A 21,991-nucleotide genomic window follows, 5' to 3' on the forward strand; every position below is an offset into this window, starting at 1 on the left:
TGCGGCGCCACTAGTACAAGCGCAATGGACGACACTGCTCGCACGGTCTGGCGATAACGCGGCTTGTTACCTGCACCCACGGGGTTGTGACGTGACAGCGGGCGCAGGCTCGCTAGGGTTCGACGGATGATTTACCGACTGCTCTGCCTCTTCCTGCTGACCGCCACCCAAGCCGCTGCTATCGAGACCTGTCACGGCGATACCGCCTGTCAGGTCGGCGACCGTTCGTATCATGTGTTGGAGCCGGATGGGTGGGATGGCGAAACGCCTCTGCCCGTTTTGCTGCATTTCCATGGCTGGGCGCGGCAGGGGACCGTGGTGGTGAACCATGAACGCATAGCCGGGGCCACGAAGCTGCGCGGCGTGCTTCTGGTGGCGCCGAACGGATTGGGCAAAAGCTGGGATTTCTGGACCTCGGACACCGGCGACGTGCCCTTTGCCGATGGGGTGCTTGAGGACGTGGCCAAACGCTATCCCATTGACCCGGAGCGCATCTATGTCTCGGGTTATTCCTTTGGTGGTGCGATGGCGTGGCGCTATGTCTGCCAGTCGGGCAATGACACGGCGGCGCTATTAGCCGTTGCGGGCAGCATCCGCCAGACTGAGGAGTGCCCGCAGGCCCCGCGTGAGGTGCGCCATGTGCATGGCCTTAGCGATACGGTGATGGATTTCCCCTATGGCTCGGATGGCGACACCACCTATCCGGTGGCGCTGTGGCGGCAGAAATACGGCTGCCACGACGCGACCCCGCGTGGAGATTGGAGCGTGGTGCCGATCCTGACGCTCAGCCGCATGGAGTGGACCGATTGCGCGCATGGGCAGGTGGTGTTGGACACCCATCCGGGCGGGCATTTCATCCCCCATGGCTGGATCGGGCGGCAGTTGGATGAATTGTTGGGTCGCACCCCAAGCTACCCCTGAACTGTTTGACATCGCCGCATGTCCCCTTTCCAGTTAGGCAAAACGATCTGACACGGGATTCCTTGCCGCATGAAACTGCTTTTGCCCTTCGCCCTGATCCTAGCCGCCGCACCCGCCTTTGCGCGTGACATCTATCCGCCGGTTGACGTGCTGCTGCAGACCGAAACTTCGGTCATCGGCGAGGCGCTGGAATATCCCGACGGCACCCCGCAGATCACCATGGCCATCGTCACCATGCAGCCCGGTCAGAAAACCGGCCTGCACCGTCATGACGCTCCGCTGGCGGCCTATATCCTCGAAGGTGAGATCACCGTCGATTACGGCGATGCGGGCAACCGGACCTATAAGGAAGGTGATGCGCTGGTTGAGGCGTTCCGGTCGCCCCATGCCGGTGAGAATACCGGCGACGGGATCGCGCGGATTTTGGCGGTGTTTGCTGGATCGGACAGCGTTGCCAACACAGTGACCGCGGAGTAAGGGCGACGGCCTTACGCGCCCTCTTTCCCCTCTGCGCATTATCCGGTAAACGCGGTCTGACCCGAGATTTACTGGCGGAAACCGACCGATGAAATTCACTCTTTCCTGGTTGAAAGACCACCTCGACACCCACGCTTCGGTGGATGAGATTGCTGAGGCGCTGACTGATCTGGGCCTTGAGGTCGAAGAGATCGTGAACCCGGCGGACCGGCTGAAGGACTTTACCCTTGGGTATGTGAAACACGCCGAGAAACACCCCGACGCTGACAAGCTGCGCGTCTGTAAGGTGGACACCGATGAGGGTGAATTGCAGATCATCTGCGGTGCCCCCAACGCGCGTGAAGGGATCACCGTCGTGGTTTGCAAACCAGGCATGTATATCCCCGGTCTGGACCTGACCATCAACGTCGGCAAGATCCGCGGCGTCGAAAGCTTTGGCATGATGGCGTCCGAGCGTGAGCTGGAGCTGTCGGATGAGCATGACGGCATCATCGAGCTGCCTTCGGGCAAGGTCGGTGACAAATTCATCGACTGGCTGGCTGAGAATGAGCCGTCGAAGGTTGATCCGATGATCGAGATCGCGATCACCCCGAACCGCCCCGATGCGCTTGGCGTCGAAGGGATTGCCCGCGATCTGGCCGCGCGTGGCATTGGTAAGTTGAAACAGCGTGACTACACTCCGGTGCCGGGTGATTTCGAAAGCCCAATCAAGGTGACGATTGATGAGGATACGCTGGACGGCGCGCCCCATTTCACCGGACGTCTGATCAAGGGCGTTAAGAACGGACCCAGCCCGCAATGGCTGCAGGATCAGTTGAAGGCCATCGGTCTGCGTCCGATTTCGGCTTTGGTAGACATCACCAACTATATGACCTTTGATCACAATCGCCCGCTGCACGTCTTCGATGCGGACAAGGTGCATGGCAATCTGCGGGTACATCGCGCCAAGGGTGGTGAGAAGCTGGTTGCGCTGGACGAGAAAGAATACACTCTGCAGCCTGGCATGATGGTGATTTCCGACGACAAAGGCCCGGAATCCATTGCCGGTATCATGGGCGGTGAGGAAACCGGCTGTACCGAAGAAACAGTGAATGTCTTCCTGGAAAGCGCGTTCTGGGATCACGTGCAGATCGCCCTGACGGGGCGGGCTTTGAAAATCAATTCGGATGCGCGCTATCGGTTCGAACGTGGGGTAGACCCGGAATACACGCTGGAAGGTTTGGAGCAGGCAACGCAGATGATTTTGGATATCTGCGGTGGCGAAGTGTCCAAGGTCGTGGAAGCGGGCAAAGCGCCGGATCATTCGCGCGCCTTTAAACTGGATGCCGAGCGGGTTCAGTCTCTGGTCGGAATGGATATCCCCGAAAGCGAACAACGCCAAACCCTGACTCGTCTGGGTTTCCGCCTTGAGGGTGAGATGGCGCATGTTCCCAGCTGGCGCCCAGATATCATGGGTGAGGCCGATCTGGTGGAAGAGGTCGCGCGGATTGCATCCCTGACCAAGCTGCAGGGCAAACCGCTGCCGCGTATCACCGATGGCATCCCGAAACCGGTGATGACCCCGACACAACGCCGTCAATCGATGGCGCGCCGCACCTGCGCAGCGCTGGGGTACAATGAGTGTGTTTCCTACACTTTCATCGATCAGGCCTCGGCGGCCTTGTTTGGTGGCGGGGACGAAGCGACGCAGTTGGAAAACCCGATCTCGTCCGAGATGAGCCACATGCGCCCCGATCTGCTGCCCGGTCTGCTGCAGGCCGCCGCCCGCAATCAGGCGCGTGGCTACGCGGATGTGGCGTTGTTCGAGGTCGGTCCGGTGTTCCATGATGGCGAACCGGGAGATCAAAAAACGCAGATCACCGGTCTGCTGGTTGGTCGTAATGGTCCCAAGGACGTCCATGGGGCCTCGCGCCCGGTCGACGTATTCGATGCCAAAGCGGATGCCGAGGCGGTGCTGGCCGCCATTGGCGCACCCGCCAAGGTGCAGATCCTGCGTGACGGCGATGCTTGGTGGCATCCGGGGCGTCACGGCAAAATCTGTCTGGGTCCGAAAAAGGTGCTGGGCGTCTTTGGCGAGTTGCACCCTCGTGTGTTGCAAGCGCTGGATATCAAAGGCCCGGCGATGGCCTTTACGATCTGGCCGGACGAGGTGCCTCTGCCCCGTAAATCCGGAGCCACCCGTGCTGCGCTGGAACTGCGTGACCTGCAAGCGGTTGAACGCGACTTTGCCTTTGTCGTTGACGAGGGGGTCGAGGCGCTGACGCTGGTCAACGCCGCGGCCGGTGCTGACAAGGCGCTGATCGAGGATGTGCGTGTCTTTGATGAATTCATCGGAGGCAGTCTGGGCGAGGGTAAAAAATCGCTGGCCATCACCGTGCGCCTGCAACCAACCGACGCGACGCTGAAGGAAAAAGACATCGAAGCGGTGGCCGAGAAGATCATCGCCAAGGTCACCAAGGCCACAGGCGGTGTGTTGCGCGGATAGGGGCCCTGCCATAAGACTTCAAAAAAACGCGCTTCCGGGCGCGTTTTTCATTTCACCTACGGGAATTAGGGCGTGTTTGGGATAAGTGTTTCTGGTTTTTCTTGATTGGGCTTCCCGCAAATGCGCCTTAAGTAGGTTCCAAATCAATACCGGAGGTCGAAATGGGCTTGAACGTATACCTATCAGGGGAAATTCACACCGATTGGCGTGAGCAAATAATCGACGGTGCGCAGGGGTTGGACATCACATTCAACAGCCCCGTGACCGACCATGATGCCAGCGACGATTGCGGTGTGGCTATTTTGGGCGAAGAGCCGAACAAATACTGGCACGACCACAAGGGCGCGATGGTCAACGCGATCCGGACGCGCAAAGGGATCGCGGATGCAGATGTGGTGGTCGTCCGGTTTGGTGAGAAATACAAACAGTGGAACGCCGCCTTTGATGCGGGCTATGCGGCAGCGCTGGGCAAGTCGCTGATCGTGCTGCACGGCCCCGATCACCAGCACGCACTGAAAGAAGTTGATGCCGCTGCTCTGGCCGTGGCCGAACAACCATCGCAAGTGGTTGAGGTCTTGCGCTATGTGCTGACAGGCAAGTTGCCGGGCTGAATTGACCCATTGAAATTGGGCTTGCAGCATAGTGTGGCTGCAAGCCCGAACAGGCCCGAGGGGGCGGGCGGTCAGTCCCGTGGCGGTGTCACAAGACCTTTCTGAACGGCAGGGCGTTCCAGAAAGCGGTCCAGATATGCTGTTACATTGGTGTGGTCGTCCCATCCGACCAGTTCCCTGGCACCATAGAAATCCAGCCCGCGTAGCCAGGGCGCGATGGCTATGTCGGCGATCGAGTACTCTCCGACGACCCAATCCTGCCCTTCAAGCTGCTGGTTCAACACGTTCAGCAGCCGTTTGGCCTCGTTCACGTATCGCTCGCGGGGGCGGGGGTCTTCGATCTCGCTGCCAGCGAATTTGTGGAAAAAGCCAAGCTGGCCGAACATTGGACCAATGCCGCCCATCTGGAACATCAGCCATTGAGTGACCTGGTGCTTGTCTGCCTGGGTCTGACCAATAAACTTGCCCGATTTTTCTGCCAGATACAGCAGGATGGCACCGCTTTCGAACAAACCAATGGGCTGTCCGTCCGGGCCGTCCGGGTCGATGATTGCGGGGATCTTGTTGTTGGGGTTCAGCGACAAGAACTCGGGGCTTTTGACATCCGCGTCCGACAGGGTGACCTTGTGTGCCTCATATGGCAGGCCGGTTTCTTCCAGCATGATCGAGGCTTTGACCCCATTGGGCGTAGGGAAGGAATACAGCTGAATCCGGTCCGGGAACTGTGCGGGCCAGCGATTCATGATCGGGTGTGGTTTGGTGTCCAGCATTGGGGGCTCCTGAGTGGATACCCCCAGAACGTAGGGCGCGAGGGGCCATCTTGTAAGCCCCCGAAGCTGTGCGCGACCGGTCAGCGCGTGTTTGCTGGCGAACAACGGGGAAATCCGGTGGAACTAGCACCTAGACCAAAGTGTGTTTTTGCCTCAGACTTTGGCAATTCCCGCGCGAAAGCCGCGGGTTTCTTGTTGTTGAAAGGAGATGGCCGTGGATGAGGTCGTAACACAGGTGGGCGCGTTTGCGCCGCTGATCATGAACGCGGTCAAGGCGCTGATCGTTCTGATCCTTGGCTGGATCGTGGCTGGGGCCGTGGGCGGCCTGGTGCGCCGCCGGATCAACTCGACTCCGCAGATTGATCCGACGTTGGGCAACTTCTCAGCCAGCCTGGTGAAATGGGTCATCCTCGCGATGGTTCTGGTGGCCGTTCTGGGGATCTTCGGGATCGAAGCCACAAGTATCGTTGCCATTCTGGGTGCCGCGTCGCTGGCCATTGGTCTGGCGCTGCAAGGGACGCTCAGCGATCTGGCGGCCGGCGTCATGCTGGTGGTGTTCCGCCCCTACAAGCTGGGTCAATATGTGGATATTGGCGGCACGGCCGGGACAGTGAAAGACCTGAACCTGTTCACCACCGAACTGGTGACGCCGGACAATGTGCAGATCATTGTCCCCAACGGGCAATCCTGGGGGTCGATCATCACCAACTATTCGGCGCATGACACAAGGCGTGTCGATCTGGTGTTTGGTATCGACTATGGCGACAACGCGGACGAAGCGATGAAGATCATTCTGGATGTCGCCAAAGCGGACGAGCGTATTCACAGCGATCCCGAACCTTGGGTGCGTGTGACCAACCTGGGCGACAGCTCGGTTGATCTGACGGCCCGTCTGTGGTGTGCGGCGGCGGATTATTGGGACGTGAAGTTCGAAATCACCAAAGCGGTGAAAGAGGCTTTCGACGCAAAAGGCGTGTCGATCCCGTATCCGCATTCGGTAGAGATTCACAAACAGGCCTGAAGGCTCCCGCCCGTCGGTCGGGCATTGATATGCCCTCCTCCGGTTGGGCCCGGCGCCGCGCTGATCGCGCGGCGTTTTCTTTGTCGCGCAGGTCGGTGAACTTTGCGTAACAACAAAAAAAGGCGCCCTTCGGAAAAGGGCGCCTTTCGATTTCTATGTGCCAGCCTTAGGCGTTGACGATGTCGCTGGGCGATACAACGTCCAGACCCAGTGCTACACCAACGGCCTCATAGGTGAGCTGACCAGCGTGAACATTCAGACCAGCCAGCAGGTGCGGGTCGTCCTGGCAAGCCTTTTTCCAGCCTTTGTCGGCCAGCGACAGCATGAACGGCATGGTCGCGTTGCCCAACGCGATGGTCGAGGTGCGCGCAACGGCACCCGGCATGTTGGCAACGCAATAGTGCATGATGCCGTCGACTTCGTAGATCGGGTCAGCATGGGTTGTTGCTTTGGAGGTTTCAAAGCAGCCACCCTGGTCGATCGCAACGTCAACCAGAACCGCGCCGGGCTTCATGGTCGAAAGCTGTTCGCGTGTCACCAGTTTAGGAGCAGCCGCGCCGGGGATCAGAACGGCACCGATAACCATGTCGGCATCCTGGATCAGTTCGGCGGTGGCACCAGCGGTCGAGTACTGGTTCTTGAAGGTTCCGCCATACACGTCATCGAGGTAACGCAGACGCGGAAGCGAGCGGTCCAGGATGGTAACATCTGCGCCCATGCCAGCCGCAATCTTCGCGGCATGCGTACCAACAACGCCGCCACCGATCACAACGACCTTGGCCGGTCCAACGCCGGGAACGCCGCCCATCAGAACGCCACGACCGCCATTTGCCTTTTGCAGGGTCCACGAGCCAACCTGCGGCGCCAGACGACCGCAACTTCGGACATCGGGGCCAGCAGCGGCAAACCACCGCCAGGTGCGGTGACGGTTTCGTATGCAATCGCGGTGCAGCCCGATGCCAGCAGGTCGTGGGTCTGATCTGGATCGGGTGCCAGGTGCAGGTAAGTGAACAGCAACTGGCCTTCACGCAGCATCTTGCGCTCGACCGCCTGGGGTTCCTTGACCTTGACGATCATGTCGGCAGTGGCGAACACCTCTTCTGCGGTGTCCAGGATCTGGGCGCCAGCAGCGATGTAGGATTCGTTGTCAAAGCCCGAACCGATCCCGGCACCGGTTTCGATTACAACTTCGTGGCCGCGCGCGACGGCTTCTTGTGCCGCATTGGGCGTCATGCCGACGCGGAATTCCTGCGGTTTGATTTCCTTGGGGCAACCGATCTTCATTTTTCGCTCCTCCATTCATAAACTGCCTAAATAATGGGCGATCCAGAGCGCAATTTCTGTGAAACTCTGCCTGCAAAATTGCTTTTTTTCAGGAGAATCTTCGTTATATAGTCGGAAACTCGCAAAGGATTTGCGCAAATGAGCTTGGATGCGACGGATAAAAAGATTCTGGCAGCCCTTCAGCGGGATGGCCGTATGTCAAATGCGGAACTGTCCGAGCAGGTGAATCTGTCGCCTTCGGCCTGTCACCGGCGCGTTCAGCGGCTAGAGGCTGAAGGCTATATCCGCAAATACGTGGCGCTGCTGGATGCGCGCAAGATGAATGTGCCCACGACGGTGTTTGTCGAGATCACGCTGCAAGGGCAAGCCGAAGAGCTTCTGAATGCGTTCGAAAAATCCGTGGCGCGCATTCCTGATGTGCTTGAATGCCATCTCATGGCCGGTACGGCGGACTATATTTTGAAGGTTGTCGCCGAGAACACCGAGGATTTTGCCCGTATTCACCGCCAGTATTTGTCACGGCTGCCGGGGGTGGCGCAGATGCAAAGTTCCTTCGCGCTGCGCACGGTGTTTAAGACCACTGCGCTGCCGGTGTGACGTTCAGCCCGGGCCGGGATAGGTGAACAGGGCCAGGTGCAGGGCGTTAAAGCCAAAATGCATCAGAACCGGCACCCAAAGCCGCCCGGTTGCGTAATACCCCAATCCGCAGGCGGCCCCGAGGATCGAGGCGAAGACGACCAGTGCCGGGCCACCGCCCGCATGGGCCAGACCGAACAGCAGGCTGGCAGCTGCGATCCCGAGCGCCACGCCGATTTTCGACGTCAGGACCGATTGCAGATAGCCACGGAAAAAAGCCTCTTCAGTCAGGCAGGTCAGGAATAGGTTTGAAAACGCAAAAATCAGCCACCATGCGGGCAGGCCGATCTCGGGCCGCACCGCACCCAAGGAAAGACCCAACGCAAACAGGGCGGGCAGTGCCGCCAACCCGATCAACAAAGGCCCGGTTCTGACCAGCCGCGCGCCATGGATCATGCCTGGCCAAGCCAGCAGAACGGCAAACAAGACCATTGGTTTGTCCAGGTTGAGATACATAGTGAACGCAGCGCTGCCCGGGCCTGCCTGTACCTGATCCAGAACCAATAGATTGTGAAACCCGGGGATCAGATGCGCCCCCAGAGCCAGACACCACAGGATCAACACCAGATGCCCGAATACGGCGGGCACACCGGTCAGACGGCGCAACCCTAAAGCACCCAGCAAGCCCGCTGCCGTGATTGCCAAGGCCAGCGGGGTCAGCAGGCCAAGCACTGTTGCTGAACCTAGGAACACTGCCAACAGGGCCAGCCCCAGCCCTTGTCGGCCTGATACCATGCCTATTTGTGCGGCAATCAGGATGAACCAGGGCCAGATCGCAGGCAGTAGGGAAATGAAATGCGCCACATTCACCTCAGGGGGGTTGAAGGGTACTTGTGCCGACGGAATGATCCCTCTGGCAAGTAGGTTTGGGGCGGATTTATGCCAACCTGTTGGTAATGCGGCAAATCTGCCGCTTGTATCCCTGGGCGTGTAGGTTCAGATTGAGAAAAGGACCAAACCTCTTTTCGCATCGCCTTGACCTTGCTGCCATAAGCGGTTTCGCTTGAGGAAGGGCTTTATCAATTCTTCTGATGACATCAGGCGGTTACACGCGCGTTGTACGGTCCAGACCCGATAGACGATAAGGATAAGACCTTGGCTTACGAACATAACGATGCCCCAAAAGATTGGCTGGAAGCCGAGTTGGAAGACACGTTGGACGAAGATTTCGAGATCGAGTTCAGCGAACCCATGCTCTCGATGGAAGTCCGCAAGATCTATAAGGACCAGCATCCCGACATGCTGGATCGCAAGGTCTATTTCCGCAATCTGCTGCGCTTGCAGGCCGAATTGATCAAGGTTCAGGACTGGGTGCAGCATACCGGGGCCAAAGTGTGCATCCTGTTCGAAGGGCGTGACAGCGCCGGCAAGGGCGGCGTGATCAAGCGGATCACCCAGCGGCTGAACCCGCGGGTCGCCCGCGTGGTCGCCTTGCCAGCGCCCAGTCGCCGGGAGCAAAGCCAATGGTATTTCCAGCGCTATGTACCGCATCTGCCCGCGGCCGGCGAAATCGTGTTGTTCGACCGATCCTGGTACAACCGTGCTGGGGTGGAACGGGTGATGGGGTTTGCGTCCGAGGATCAGGTCGAACAGTTCTTTCAGGACGTTCCCGAATTCGAACGGATGCTGGTGCGGTCGGGGATCATTTTGCTGAAATATTGGTTCTCAATCACTGATGAAGAACAGCAGTTGCGGTTCCTCATGCGCATTCACGACCCGATGAAACAGTGGAAACTGTCGCCGATGGATCTGGAATCCCGCATCCGCTGGGAGGCCTATACCAAGGCCAAAGAAGACATGTTGTTCCGCACCAACATTCCCGAGGCGCCCTGGTATATCGTCGAAGGCAATGACAAGAAACGCGAGCGCCTGAACTGTATAGAGCATCTTCTGACCAAGATCCCCTATACGGATGTTCCGCAGGAAAAGGTCGAATTGCCAGATCGAAGATACAATCCGGAATATGAACGGCGCGTCCTGCCGGATGAGCTGCACGTTCCTAAAATTTATTGATCAATAGAAAACGCCCCCGGACTTGGGGGCGTTTTTTGGTTTAAGGTGTCGGGAATATCAGACCAAAAAATGGTCCTGCGTCAGATCCGACAATAATGTGTTTTCTAGTGTTAGGCTGTTGCCGGCGCCATCGTCGATAATCACATCGCTACCTGATTGGCGAATATGGTTGTTTTTTAAATCGTCGTAGCTTGTGATTGCAGCCGTTACTCTGAGATAAACATGGTCCTCGTCGGTAAAGTCTGTGACAATGTCGGCACCGCTGGTGAGGACAAATACGTCGGCACCTGAGCCGCCAGTCAGGTTGTCGACGTCGCGTCCCCCCCACAAGACGTCATTTCCTGCACCGCCAAAGAGGTCATCCCGGCCGCGTTCACCTCTCAGTACATCATTGCCATTGCCGGATTGCAGCCTGTCGTCTTCCGAGCCACCCAATAGCAGGTCATTTCCGTTGCCGCCATGCAGCCTGTCGTTGCCTCTGCTGCCTTGCAAAAAGTCATTTCCGTCAGCACCCCTGAGAAGGTCCGCTCCCTGACCGCCGATCAGGGTATCCCTACCTCCGTAACCGATCAGAGTGTCATTCCCCAGCCCGCCGTGAAGCAGGTCGCCGCCGTTTCCGCCACTAAGACTATCGTCACCGCCTTGCCCTTTTAGGCTGCCGGACTGGCCAGACTTAAGAGCGAAAAAGTTATCCGCATCATTTCCAACCGTACCAGCATCCACATATAGTAGTGTCGGTTCTGCTGGTGCAGGGGCGGGCGCCGGTGCCGGTGCTGGAGACGACCCGCCGGTGTCCAACTGCACCGGTGCCGAGGTCGTGGCAAAGTTCTGAGTCACGATCACGGCATCCCAACCGTTGAAATTGCCCTCTTCAATACCTATCCCGATATATTCGAAATCGGGGTTCAGTATGTTGGCCCGGTGACCGGGGCTGTTCATCAGGCTTTGGTGAAGCTGTACCACATCATCGCTGGCACCAATGGGCCCGCGTTCGGATTGCCAGGCGATGTTTTCACCCGATCTCCAGCTGCCGGTGAAATCGAAACCGGCATCTCTCATCCGCTGGGTTGCACTCGAGCCGCCCCGACCGGTGTGGCTGAAGATATCTGTCTGCAGCATCCATTCGCTGTGATCTTCGGCCGAGTCGTTCAGCTGAAGCTCAAGCTTGAGGGGTTGCAGCCCCCGACTTGTGCGTTCGTCATTGATCAATGCAAGCATCTGCCGTTCTAGATTGCTGGCCGTTGACATGATTCTGCCTCCAATTGAATTGAGTTATTTTGGCGAGACATTAATGGCGAGAATTTGACGGGATACAGACACAATCTGGACACCCCGACCCGTTCGGCGATTTGCCACCGCCTGATTCGCGTTGTTTGTGCGAAAAACTGCGCAAGTGCGCTGTGAAAGCGGTGTGAGGCACCGTTTCAGTGCCTCACACGCTGCATCGGACCTTAGACAAAGTCCATCATGCATCCGCTGTCGGCCGGTATCAGGATAAAGAAGTCATCCGGTGCGTCCGCCTCCATGACCGGGGCATCGTCATTCGCCGCCGGAGTGTCGTCGCACATATCCAGGGTCAGCATGAAATCGTCCTCGGTGGTGTCCGCATCGGTCACCATCGGGTCGTCATTCATTTTGAAATCGTCGACCAGTGCCAATAAGTCGTTCACAAAATCCTCGATTGCCGCCAGGAATTCTTCCACGTCGAAGCAAACGCCTGCAGTCGTATCGGTGACATCCGGTTCAGGTGTTTCCGGGTCTTCGGTCTCGGTGACGTCAGTGTCCGGTGTTTCTTCGCCCGGTTCGTCGGTCTCGGTGACATCGGTGTCAGGCGTTTCCTCAACCGGGTCGTCGGTCTCGGTGACATCGGTGTCAGGCGTTTCTTCGACTGGGTCGTCGGTCTCGGTGACATCGGTGTCAGGCGTTTCTTCGACTGGGTCGTCGGTCTCGGTGACGTCGGTGTCTGGTGTTTCTTCGACTGGGTCGTCGGTCTCGGTGACATCGGTGTCCGGTGTTTCCTCGCTCGGGTCTTCGGTTTCGGTGACGTCGGTGTCAGGCGTTTCTTCGACCGGGTCTTCGGTGACAGGGTCGTCCGGCATTGCCACGTCGTCCGTGGGCGGCGTTGGTGCCGCACCGTTGTCCAGCACCACTGCAGCGTCGGTAGTGGCAAAGTTCTGGGTCACCATGACGGCATCCCACCCATTGTAGTCGCCTTCTTCAATCCCAATTCCGATAAATTCGTAGTCAGGGTTCAGGATGTTGGCGCGGTGGCCAGGGCTGTTCATCAGGCTCTGGTGCAGTTGCTCGACATCGTCGCTGATGCCTGCGGCACCACGTTCCGATTGCCAGGCGATGTTTTCACCTGACCGCCAGCTGCCGGTAAAGTCGAACCCGGCATCTTCCATGCGCTCGGTCGCGCTAGAACCGCCCGAACCGGTGTGGCTGAATATATCGGCGTTCAGCATCCAGGTGCTGTGATCTTCGGCTGATGCGTTCAGGCGGGTTTCCAGTTGCAGCGGGGATAGCCCGCGGGATGTGCGCTCATCATTGATTAACGCCAGCATTTCTTGCTCGAATGTACTTGCAGTCGACATGGTAGCCTCCGTTTTGAATGGTCGTCTGAGTAGACGAGGCCAGTTACAGGGGGCGTCGAACGGACGGACAGAGCGGTTTAGATTTCAGGCGAATTTCAGCAGGGGCGTGCTACCGATACGGGATTCGCTGCGCTGCAAAATGCCGGGCAAAATGTTGCTTGGCCCGATTTAGCAGCTTGTCGCCTAAGGCAGAGGCGGACTCGGCGAAATGCAACCGGTGATAGAAACGACAAACCCCCGGGCGATGCCTCGGGGGTCGTCAAATAGTGTCATCCAAAGCTGGACGAGCGAGGTGCTTAGAGCAAACCTTCGCGCTGTGCTTTCTTACGTGCCAGTTTACGGGCACGACGGATCGCTTCAGCCTTCTCGCGCGCTTTTTTCTCGGACGGTTTCTCGAAATGTTGCTTCAGCTTCATTTCACGGAACACGCCTTCGCGCTGCAGCTTTTTCTTCAGGGCACGAAGCGCCTGATCGACATTGTTGTCGCGAACACTAACCTGCATGTGGTTGTCACCACCTTTCTAGATAGAGTTGCAAGGAAATTGCAGGAGTTGGCCGTATAGCAAAGCCGGTCTATCTTGTCTAGTACTGGCCCCGAGAACCGGAGACCCGCCATGACCGTTACCTATGAAGATGCAAAACAACAGCTTTTGGACGCGATGCTGACCCACGTGCCCTTTGACGGTTGGTCTGAAACTAGCTTTCGTGCCGCGATCATTGATTGCGATCTGGATGACGGTTTGGCGCGCGCAATCTGCCCCCGAGGCGCGGTTGATCTAGCGCTGGCTTTTCATGCGCGCGGGGATGCGGTCATGGTAGAGCGTCTGAAATCCACCGACCTGAGCGAGCTGAAATTCCGCGAGCGTGTGGCCGCTGCCGTTCGGTTCCGGCTTGAGGCTGTGCCTGACAAGGAATTGGTGCGCCGGGGCATGACGCTGTTTTCGCTGCCGACCCATGCGGCGGATGGGGCCAAGGCGCTGTGGCAGACCTGCGATCTGATCTGGGATACGCTGGGCGATACCTCGGACGACGTGAACTGGTACACTAAGCGCGCGACCTTGTCTGGGGTCTATTCCTCGACCCTGTTGTTCTGGTTGGGGGATGATTCGCCGGACCACCAGAAAACGTGGGAGTTTCTGGACCGTCGCATCGACAATGTCATGCAATTCGAAAAGCTCAAGGCGCAGGTGAATGGCAATCCGCTGTTCAAACCGTTTCTGGCGGTGCCGAATTGGTTTGCCAGCCAGGTGAAACCGCCCGTGAAAATGCGGGTCGACCTGCCCGGGATGCTGAATCCGCGCAAGTAAGCATCTGGGCCTTCTAGAAATTGCCTGCTAGGCATTGGGCAAAGGAGATTTGCCCATGACCCAGACAATGCGCGCCGTTGAGATCACCAAACCCGGCGGACCGGAGGTTTTGCAACTGACCGACCGTCCCGTACCGGAACCCCAAGCCGGTCAGGTGATTCTCAAAGTGGCATATGCCGGGGTAAACCGCCCGGACGCGTTGCAGCGCGCTGGGGCTTATGATCCCCCGCCGGGTGCCAGCGATTTGCCAGGCCTGGAGGCGTCGGGCGAGGTCGTGGCGATCGGTGCGGGTGTTGATGGCCTGTCGGTTGGTGACAAGGTCTGTGCGTTGTTGCCCGGCGGTGGCTATGCCGAATATGTCGCCACGCCCGCTGCACATTGCCTACCGGTTCCCACAGGTATGGAAATGAAAGAGGCCGCCTGCCTGCCCGAGACCTTCTTTACCGTCTGGTCCAACGTCTTCATGCGCGGTGGGTTGAAAGCGGGTGAGCGTTTTCTGGTCCATGGCGGGTCCAGCGGTATTGGCACGACGGCCATCCAACTGGCCAATGCGTTTGGCGCACGGGTCTTTGCAACCGCCGGGTCGGCCGATAAATGCCAGGCTTGCGTCAAACTGGGGGCCGAAAAGGCGATCAATTACCGCGATGAGGACTTCGTGGGTGTCCTGCGCGCCGAAGGTGGGGCGAACCTGATCCTCGACATGGTTGGGGGCGATTATATCCCGCGCAACGTCAAGACACTGGCTGAAGACGGGCGCCTGGTGCAGATCGCCTTTTTGCAGGGCCCGAAGGTCGAACTGAACTTTGCCCTGATGATGGTCAAACGGTTGACCCTGACCGGCAGCACCTTGCGACCACAAAGTGACCTGGCCAAGGCAAAGATTGCGCAGGATCTGCGCGAGGCGGTCTGGCCATTGCTGGACGCCGGAAGGGTGGCGCCCGTGATGGACAGCGAGTTCGCGCTGGCCGATGCCGCCGCTGCACATGCGCGTATGGAAAGTTCAAATCACATCGGCAAGATCGTTTTGAACGTCGCCGGATAAGCTGACCAGCGCGCGGTTTAGGCCGCGCGCTTTAGGCGACGGCCCGGCGGTACAGGTGCCATGTGGCGTGGCCCAGCACGGGCATCACCACAATCAACCCCAGCAGCATCGGGATTGCGCCAATCACCAGCAAGGCGGCGACAATGAAGCCCCATGTCAGGATCACTCCGGGGTTTTGCCGCAGCACCCGGACCGAGGTCACAACCGCAACTGGTAGACCCACTTTGCGGTCCAGCAATAACGGAAAGCTGACCACGCTGATGGCTAGTGCGACCAGAGCAAACAGGAATCCTACCGCGTTGCCAAAGATGATCATTGTCCAGCCCGCACCGGTGGTGAACACCTGCGTGACAAAGGCGCCTAAGGATGTGGGCAGATCAGGGCCCAGCGTGTGGACATAGATGCTCTGCGCTACCATCAGCCAGACAAGCAACAGCATGACCAGATAGAAACCCAACATCAAAATGGCACCGAAAGATGGCGATCGGAACACGCCGAACGCATCCAGCCAATGCACTTCTCCCCCTTGTTCGCGTTTGCGGCTGATCTCGTACAGACCCACTGCGGCTATTGGGCCGATCAGAGCAAACCCCATGATCAGCGGCGCCAGCAGCGGCACCATGTTGCGGTTCAGCCCGAACCCGAACATCAACAATCCTGCGATCGGGTAGATCAGCACGATGAATATGGCATCTGCTCTGGTTTCCAGAAAGTCATTGTACCCTGCCTGTAGACAAGCCCGCAGGTCTTGCATCGTTAAATTTTGCACCACCGGCAGATGCCGCGTATCCGCGCTGCCGATATGGTTGACGCTTTCAGCTATGTGATCACCGGTCGCACCGATATTCTGAGCGGCCCAGCTAATCGGATTTCCAATCGTTTTAGCCATTGATATCCCCTCCCTTTGCGTATCGCGCAGCAGGGTGGATCCGGCATCGATTGCCTGAGGCCGGACCAGCCGGCAACGCCCAGATAGCAGTATAGCACATTTTTTCACGTTACGGTTGCGTGACGCGGAATTGTGCCGATTGCCCTGATTTTCAGGCGTGTTAGCTTGGTCGCAGGCAACAGGAGGTCAGCATGCAGCAAACGGCAAGAACCGTCGTCATTCACGAACACGGCGGCCCCGAAGTTCTGAGGATCGAAGACCGCCCCGTCGGGGACCCGGGCCCCGGCGAGGTGCGTATCCGCCATCATGCCTGCGGATTGAATTTTATCGACATCTACCAGCGGATCGGACTGTATCCGATGGACCTGCCGCACGCCTTGGGTATGGAGGCCGCAGGCGTGATCGAAGCCGTAGGCGAAGGTGTGACCCATCTTGAGCCTGGCCAACGTGCAGCTTATGCGGCGGCACCGGCAGGCGCCTATTCCGAAGCCCGGGTGATGCCCGCAGCGCAGGTTTGTCCACTACCTGACGGGATTCCGTATGATGCGGCGGCGGCGATGATGCTAAAGGGATTGACGGTCGAATACTTGTTTCACCGAACGACGCCGTTGAAACGTGGCGATTCTGTTTTGTTTCACGCGGCCGCTGGTGGGGTAGGGCTGATCGCATGCCAATGGGCCAAATCCGAGGGGATTACTCTGATCGGAACCGCCGGGACCGACGAAAAATGCAGCCTTGCCCAATTCAACGGCGCTGCGCACTGTATCAATTATCGCACCGAAAACTTTGTCGAGCGCGTAGCCGAAATCACCGGCGGCAAGGGAGTGGATGTGGTGATGGATTCCATCGGGGCGGATACGTTCACCGGATCGCTGGACTGTCTCAAGCCGTTGGGGATGATGATTTCCTTCGGTAATGCGTCAGGGTCTGTGCCGCTGATAGATATTGGGATGCTGGCGAAGAAGGGCTCGCTCAAGATCACCCGCCCGACTTTGTTTACCCATATTGCCGATCACGCGGTCTGTCAGGCGATGGCCCGACGTCTGTTCGGCAAGGTTGAGGGCGGTGAGGTCAAGATCCATATCGACCAGCGCTTTCCGTTGGCTCAGGTGGACGATGCGCATCGTGCGCTTGAGGCACGACAGACCACCGGCAGCACGGTGCTGGAATTGTAAAACTCATCAAGTCCTGAGCAAATGTCACAGGGCCTGTCGCCAGCGGGAACAAACAAAAACGGCGGCGAGTGACCTCGCCGCCGAAAGACTGTCAGATGTCAGCAAATTATTGCTGCAGCTCAGCCGGATCTTTGTCAGCAATGTTTTCCCAGTTCACACCGGCTTTTTCGATAAAGCCCGGAACGTCGCCTTCCCAGCGCTCCTGAATGTCTTTCGACAGGTTCAGGTACAGTTTGTTGTCAACGATTTTCCAGTAGTTCGGGTCGCCGTCGAACTTGAAGCCCATCGCGGTGCCGAATGCGCAGTAACCGCCATATGCGGGCAGGTAGGCTTCTGGGTTTTCTTCAAAGGCGGCTTTGTTTTCTTCCGAAGCAAAACGGTACAGCGCGTCGTTGTGCAGGGTCGAGATGCGGTAATCGCCTTTGGTCGGCTCGCCTACGGTGAAGTATGCAACCGGGTCATAGCCCTGCATTGCCAGACCGGTCGAACTTGCGTTGATCTCAACACCAGCGGCCAGCGCCGAGCTTGCGATTGCAACCGACAGCGCAACGCCGCCCAGAATGGATTTGAACTTGTTCATGGTTTCACCTTTCGTGAATAGGCTCGCTCTAGAGCACCTGAATTTTGCCCGGGCAAACCGGATTTTGTTTTTGCGACGCCGGTAATTGGCCGTCACAGAACCTCAATTGGGCAGCGCCCTGATCACGTTCAAGACAATCAATTGTGAAGGTCCGGTAACACAAGTTTTGGTGATGCAGATTACGTATCCGGGATCAGAGCGGTGACGAATGAAACGACCTTATCGGCAGGCATTTCACAGGGGCGCAGCAGGGCACCACTTTGTCGCGTCAAATACAGGTTCATGCTGATATAGTCCGGGCCGCCAAGCTGATGGGCCACCAGTTTGAGAAACCTTCCAGCGCCAAAAACCGAACGGCTGACCACATAGTGCCGCCCATTGGCGTAACCGGTAAACGTACCCTCGGGCAGCGCGAAAAAGGCGTTCAGAAAACCGGTTGACGCAATCACGATTTGCCGATTTTCGGCTCGGTTCCCGCCTTGATCCGCGCCAGATTGGCGCTGTGGCGCCAGTAGACCAGCAGGGTTAGGATGATGCTCAGCGCAAAGGCTGAACTGTCCGTCAGCACAATCACCCAGACAACCGACATGGCCGCCGCCACCAGCGCGCCCAGTGATGAAATACGCCAGATCGCTGCAGCCACAAGCCATGTCAGACAGCAGGCCACACCTACGCGCCAATCCAGCGCCAGCCACAGACCCAGAAAGGTGGCCACGCCCTTGCCACCGTTAAAGCCCAGCCAGACAGGAAAGCAGTGGCCCAAAAATGCGGCCAGTGCCGCGATCTGGGCGGCGTCTTCCCCGGCCAGTGCCCGCGCCAACAGAACGGCCACCGCGCCCTTGGCGGCGTCAAAGATCAGCGTCAGCGCCGCGGCTGCCTTGTTGCCGGTGCGCAGCACATTGGTTGCTCCGATATTGCCTGACCCAATGTTGCGCAGGTTGCCCAGCCCCATGACCTTGGCGACGATCATGCCAAAGGGAACAGACCCCATCAGATAACCAAGCGCGGCCCAGAGGATCAGCTGGGTCATCGAACTGTCAAATGGCGGCATCAGGGTCTCCGGTAAACTTCTTGTCCAGCCACGTAGGTTGCGGTGACCTTACCTTGCATCCGCTGGTCGTCAAACGGTGTGTTCTGCGATTTTGATTTCAGCGAGAACCGGTCCAGCACAAAGGGCACATCCGGGTCAAACAGCACCAGATCGGCGGGCGCGCCCTCGGACAGGCGACCGCTGTCCAGCCCCAGCCGTTTTGCCGGGTTCAGCGCCATGGCCCGGAACAGCGTCGGCAGGTCCAACTGTTCCGAATGATACAGGCGCAGGGCTGCGGGCAGCAGCGTTTCCAGCGCAACAGCGCCCGAGGCGGCTTCTTCAAACGGCAGTCGTTTGCTTTCCTCGTCCTGTGGTGTGTGCATCGAGCTGATGATGTCGATCAAGCCGCTGCGCACGGCCTCGATAACCGTCTGACGGTCATCTTCGGACCGCAGCGGCGGCTTGACCTTGAAGAAAGTGCGATAGTCGGCCACGTCCAGCTCGTTCAGCGTCAGATGGTGGATCGAAGTGCCCGCGGTGATGTCCAGCCCATTGCGCTTTGCGCGCTCTAGCGCGGGCAGGGCGCGGGCGGTGGTGATCTGATCGGCGTGATAGGCAGCGCCGGTCATTTCCAGCAGGGCAATATCGCGGTCCAGCCCCATGCGTTCGGCCATGGGCGTGACGGCGGGCAATCCGCGCAAGGTTGCAAACTTGCCGCTGGTAGCGGCGGCCCCGGCGCTCAGGACAGGTTCCTGTGGGTGCGCGATAACCAGTGCGTCGCAAGACCGCGCATAGGTCAGAGCGCGCGAGAATACCTTGGTGTTGGTGACAACGTGATCGCAATCGGTGAACGCCACCGCGCCCGCATCTTGCAGAAAACCGATCTCGGTCATCTCACGCCCGTCGCGTCCTTTGGTCAGGGCGGCCATGGGCAAGACGTTGACCGGCGTATCCGCCTGCGCGCGGCGGGTGACGAATTCAAGGCTTTCGGGCGTATCGATGGCCGGGCTGGTATCGGGGCGGGTAACGATGGTGGTCACACCGCCAGCCGCTGCTGCCAGACCGGCGGATTTATAGCTTTCCTTGTGCCGCTCGCCCGGTTCGCAGACTTTGACACCGATATCGACGATACCAGGGGCAAGGCAGTGCCCGCCGCAATCGACGATCGGCGTATCCGTGGACGGTGCGTCGCCGTCACCGCGCGCGGTAATCTGGCCGTTGCCCACCTGCAGCCAGCCAAGGCTGTCCGTGCCGGTTTCCGGGTCGATCAGGCGGGCGTTGGTGAAGGTCAGGTTGCTCATGCCAGTGCCCTTTCGATTGCGGCTTTGGTGGCGGCGGAATCCGCCTGATATTTGATCAGGTGCTTGTCGCCGCCCTTGGTGACGATCTGGACAAAACTGCCCATGATATTAACCGCCTTGATCTGGTTCAGGGCCACCTTGCGCGGGCCAGGGCCGGTGAGGGTGGTGTCCGTCATCGTCCAGGTGGCGACCAGTTCTTCCGAGGCCATGTACCATGCCCGGATGCCGACGGCGGCCAGACCGGCAGGCGCGCCGGTCCAGGGATAGGGGTTTCCGATCAGCCAAAGCACAATCATCGCACCCGCCATGGCCACGGCGGCTAGCCATGCGTTGGTGCGAATATAAGTGCCTCTGTCGGGCGAGAAGGTCACAGGATCAGCCACAGGATGCCTCCGACGGCCAAAAGGATCACTAATGCCATAACGGCAGAACCGATGCGGCGGGGCTGGTCGTTTTGGGACGCAGGTTGAGGGGCCGAGAACGGTTTTGCGCTTTCGGTTTCGATCGGACCGCCGGTCCAGTTGGTGGCCTCTTCGGTGAACAGCCCGATCAGGCGCAGCCGTTTGTCGGGGATCAGAGTGGCTGCGCGACCGCCAAAGGCAGCGCTGCGGATCACCATGACCCAACCCGTTACGGCTTCAAGCGCATTGCGATCCAACTGATCGGCGGACACGCCGCAGCCCTCGTTCAGATAGCCATAGAGCCCCAGGTCCTCGAGGTCTGAGACCGCAAAGACGTCGATCTGTTCAGGGTCCAGCCCCGCGACGCCCAGGATTTGATCGGCGGCACCGGGTTCACGCAGAAATTTGGCCTCTTCCGGGCGCATGTTCAGCGTGAACAGGCGGATCACGCCGCGTTCATGGGGGGCAACGGTCAGATCGCTCATGCCACCTCGCGCAGGTTGCGGGCCAAAAGTTCCATCGCGGCCATGCGGACGGCGACCCCCATTTCAACCTGTTCCTGAATGACCGAGCGGTTGATGTCGTCGGCCAGGGTCCCGTCAATCTCGACCCCGCGGTTCATCGGACCGGGATGCATGACGATGGCGTCGGATTTGGCCAGCGCCAGCTTGGCGGCGTCCAAACCATAGCGGTGGTAATACTCACGCTCGGACGGAATAAAGCCGCCATCCATCCGTTCCTTTTGAAGGCGCAGCATCATGACAACATCGACGTCTCTAAGGCCCTCATTCATGTCGTCATAGATCTCGGCACCAAATTCGGCAAAGTGGTCGGGCACCAAAGTGGGCGGGCCGATCAGACGGATGCGGTTTTCCATCTTGCCCAGCAGGATCAGGTTCGACCGTGCCACGCGGGAATGGGCGACATCGCCGCAAATAGCGATGTTCAGCCGGTGCAGGCGGCCCTTGGCGCGACGGATCGTTAACGCGTCCAGCAAAGCCTGTGTCGGGTGTTCATGCTTGCCATCGCCCGCATTCAACACCGCACAGTTGACCTTTTGCGCCAGCAGATCGACGGCACCGGAATGCGGATGCCGCACCACCAGCAGATCAGGATGCATCGCGTTCAGCGTCATGGCGGTGTCGATCAGGGTCTCGCCCTTTTTGATCGAACTGGCCTGCATCGCCATGTTCATTACATCCGCGCCCAGTCGCTTGCCTGCCAGTTCAAAGCTGGCCTGCGTGCGGGTTGAGTTTTCGAAGAACATGTTGATCTGCGTCAGCCCCGACAGCACGTCGGAATGCTTGGTCGATTGCCGGTTCAGGTCGACATATGTCTCGGCCAGATCAAGAATAGCGGTGATATCGGATTGCGACAGATGCTCGATGCCAAGAAGGTGACGATGGGCGAAACGCATGGGCGGGCTCCTGTCTGACAATCGGGCCGCTTATAGG

23 protein-coding genes and 1 pseudogene are annotated in these 21,991 nt (G+C 58.7%); 10 read left to right on the top strand and 14 right to left on the bottom strand.

Features of this window, described 5'->3' with window-relative positions; genetic code table 11:
- Positions 1–126 precede the first annotated feature (126 nt).
- The 4 genes from ACR0B8_RS12185 to ACR0B8_RS12200 all read left to right on the top strand — a co-directional run bounded on the left by ACR0B8_RS12185 (position 127) and on the right by ACR0B8_RS12200 (position 4,494).
- A complete protein-coding gene (locus tag ACR0B8_RS12185) occupies positions 127–921 on the top strand; it encodes a CE1 family esterase (protein ID WP_226689291.1) in 795 nt (264 codons plus the stop codon).
- 69 nt (positions 922–990) lie between these two features.
- Positions 991–1,398 (top strand): cupin domain-containing protein, encoded by a 408-nt coding sequence (locus ACR0B8_RS12190; protein WP_170361278.1) that lies wholly within the window; start codon positions 991–993, stop codon positions 1,396–1,398.
- Between the two features lie 88 nt (positions 1,399–1,486).
- The gene (gene pheT, locus ACR0B8_RS12195) at positions 1,487–3,883 is read left to right on the top strand and encodes a phenylalanine--tRNA ligase subunit beta (protein ID WP_170361280.1); all 2,397 of its coding nucleotides are present in this window, start codon (positions 1,487–1,489) and stop codon (positions 3,881–3,883) included.
- 161 nt (positions 3,884–4,044) lie between these two features.
- Entirely contained in the window at positions 4,045–4,494 is a 450-nt protein-coding gene (locus tag ACR0B8_RS12200) for a YtoQ family protein (RefSeq protein ID WP_170361282.1), read from the top strand.
- 71 nt (positions 4,495–4,565) lie between these two features.
- Here the strand turns inward: ACR0B8_RS12200 and ACR0B8_RS12205 are convergent, their stop codons facing one another.
- On the bottom strand, positions 4,566–5,264 hold the full coding sequence (locus ACR0B8_RS12205) for a glutathione S-transferase family protein (RefSeq protein WP_226689292.1): 699 nt from the start codon (positions 5,262–5,264) through the stop codon (positions 4,566–4,568).
- A gap of 208 nt (positions 5,265–5,472) precedes the next feature.
- Here ACR0B8_RS12205 and ACR0B8_RS12210 point away from each other — a divergent pair, with 208 nt between their 5' ends.
- A complete protein-coding gene (locus ACR0B8_RS12210) occupies positions 5,473–6,285 on the top strand; it encodes a mechanosensitive ion channel family protein (protein ID WP_264187366.1) in 813 nt (270 codons plus the stop codon).
- A 166-nt stretch (positions 6,286–6,451) separates the two neighbouring features.
- Here ACR0B8_RS12210 and ald read toward each other — a convergent pair.
- A pseudogene (ald, locus tag ACR0B8_RS12215) lies at positions 6,452–7,569 on the bottom strand (alanine dehydrogenase).
- 138 nt (positions 7,570–7,707) lie between these two features.
- Here ald and ACR0B8_RS12220 point away from each other — a divergent pair.
- Positions 7,708–8,166, top strand: a complete 459-nt coding sequence (locus tag ACR0B8_RS12220) for an Lrp/AsnC family transcriptional regulator (RefSeq protein WP_170350721.1) — start codon at positions 7,708–7,710, stop codon at positions 8,164–8,166.
- Between the two features lie 3 nt (positions 8,167–8,169).
- Here the strand turns inward: ACR0B8_RS12220 and ACR0B8_RS12225 are convergent, their stop codons facing one another.
- Positions 8,170–9,009 carry a CPBP family intramembrane glutamic endopeptidase gene (locus tag ACR0B8_RS12225; RefSeq protein WP_480658620.1) on the bottom strand — a complete coding sequence of 280 codons (840 nt, stop codon included), beginning with the start codon at positions 9,007–9,009 and terminating at the stop codon, positions 8,170–8,172.
- Between the two features lie 291 nt (positions 9,010–9,300).
- Between ACR0B8_RS12225 and ppk2 the strand changes: the two genes are divergently transcribed.
- Positions 9,301–10,218 (top strand): polyphosphate kinase 2, encoded by a 918-nt coding sequence (gene ppk2 / locus ACR0B8_RS12230; protein ID WP_170350719.1) that lies wholly within the window; start codon positions 9,301–9,303, stop codon positions 10,216–10,218.
- 57 nt (positions 10,219–10,275) lie between these two features.
- On the opposite strand, the gene ACR0B8_RS12235 is transcribed toward ppk2, so the two are convergent.
- The 3 genes from ACR0B8_RS12235 to rpsU form a co-directional block, all read right to left on the bottom strand.
- The gene (locus ACR0B8_RS12235; RefSeq protein WP_170361290.1) at positions 10,276–11,466 is read right to left on the bottom strand and encodes a CAP domain-containing protein; all 1,191 of its coding nucleotides are present in this window, start codon (positions 11,464–11,466) and stop codon (positions 10,276–10,278) included.
- Positions 11,467–11,669: 203 nt separating this feature from the next.
- Entirely contained in the window at positions 11,670–12,812 is a 1,143-nt protein-coding gene (locus ACR0B8_RS12240) for a CAP domain-containing protein (RefSeq protein WP_480686151.1), read from the bottom strand.
- Between the two features lie 296 nt (positions 12,813–13,108).
- A complete protein-coding gene (rpsU, locus tag ACR0B8_RS12245; protein WP_005614280.1) occupies positions 13,109–13,315 on the bottom strand; it encodes a 30S ribosomal protein S21 in 207 nt (68 codons plus the stop codon).
- Positions 13,316–13,426: 111 nt separating this feature from the next.
- Here rpsU and ACR0B8_RS12250 point away from each other — a divergent pair, with 111 nt between their 5' ends.
- Positions 13,427–14,119, top strand: coding sequence for a COQ9 family protein (locus ACR0B8_RS12250; protein WP_170350715.1), 693 nt, complete (start codon positions 13,427–13,429; stop codon positions 14,117–14,119).
- Between the two features lie 55 nt (positions 14,120–14,174).
- Positions 14,175–15,161: an NAD(P)H-quinone oxidoreductase gene (locus ACR0B8_RS12255; protein WP_226689296.1), complete on the top strand. Its 987-nt coding sequence runs from the start codon at positions 14,175–14,177 to the stop codon at positions 15,159–15,161.
- Positions 15,162–15,192: 31 nt separating this feature from the next.
- Here the strand turns inward: ACR0B8_RS12255 and ACR0B8_RS12260 are convergent, their stop codons facing one another.
- Positions 15,193–16,050 carry a DUF2189 domain-containing protein gene (locus tag ACR0B8_RS12260; protein ID WP_170350712.1) on the bottom strand — a complete coding sequence of 286 codons (858 nt, stop codon included), beginning with the start codon at positions 16,048–16,050 and terminating at the stop codon, positions 15,193–15,195.
- Between the two features lie 191 nt (positions 16,051–16,241).
- Between ACR0B8_RS12260 and ACR0B8_RS12265 the strand changes: the two genes are divergently transcribed.
- Positions 16,242–17,225, top strand: coding sequence for a quinone oxidoreductase family protein (locus ACR0B8_RS12265; protein ID WP_170361298.1), 984 nt, complete (start codon positions 16,242–16,244; stop codon positions 17,223–17,225).
- A gap of 106 nt (positions 17,226–17,331) precedes the next feature.
- Here the strand turns inward: ACR0B8_RS12265 and ACR0B8_RS12270 are convergent, their stop codons facing one another.
- From ACR0B8_RS12270 to ACR0B8_RS12300, 7 genes are all read right to left on the bottom strand, one after another.
- Positions 17,332–17,805: a YHS domain-containing (seleno)protein gene (locus tag ACR0B8_RS12270; RefSeq protein ID WP_170350710.1), complete on the bottom strand. Its 474-nt coding sequence runs from the start codon at positions 17,803–17,805 to the stop codon at positions 17,332–17,334.
- Positions 17,806–17,984: 179 nt separating this feature from the next.
- Positions 17,985–18,254, bottom strand: coding sequence for a hypothetical protein (locus ACR0B8_RS12275; RefSeq protein ID WP_226689297.1), 270 nt, complete (start codon positions 18,252–18,254; stop codon positions 17,985–17,987).
- Positions 18,251–18,856 (bottom strand): glycerol-3-phosphate 1-O-acyltransferase PlsY, encoded by a 606-nt coding sequence (plsY, locus tag ACR0B8_RS12280; RefSeq protein ID WP_226689298.1) that lies wholly within the window; start codon positions 18,854–18,856, stop codon positions 18,251–18,253. Before plsY ends, ACR0B8_RS12275 begins: the two co-directional genes overlap by 4 nt.
- Complete coding sequence (pyrC, locus tag ACR0B8_RS12285) at positions 18,856–20,136, bottom strand: dihydroorotase (protein WP_226689299.1); 1,281 nt, start codon at positions 20,134–20,136, stop codon at positions 18,856–18,858. Before pyrC ends, plsY begins: the two co-directional genes overlap by 1 nt.
- Positions 20,133–20,519, bottom strand: coding sequence for a hypothetical protein (locus tag ACR0B8_RS12290; protein ID WP_226689300.1), 387 nt, complete (start codon positions 20,517–20,519; stop codon positions 20,133–20,135). Before ACR0B8_RS12290 ends, pyrC begins: the two co-directional genes overlap by 4 nt.
- Positions 20,504–21,022: a hypothetical protein gene (locus ACR0B8_RS12295; RefSeq protein ID WP_226689301.1), complete on the bottom strand. Its 519-nt coding sequence runs from the start codon at positions 21,020–21,022 to the stop codon at positions 20,504–20,506. Before ACR0B8_RS12295 ends, ACR0B8_RS12290 begins: the two co-directional genes overlap by 16 nt.
- Complete coding sequence (locus ACR0B8_RS12300; RefSeq protein ID WP_170377822.1) at positions 21,019–21,954, bottom strand: aspartate carbamoyltransferase catalytic subunit; 936 nt, start codon at positions 21,952–21,954, stop codon at positions 21,019–21,021. Before ACR0B8_RS12300 ends, ACR0B8_RS12295 begins: the two co-directional genes overlap by 4 nt.
- Positions 21,955–21,991 lie beyond the last annotated feature (37 nt).

The sequence above is a fragment of the Ruegeria sp. BH6 genome (genome assembly GCF_056538105.1).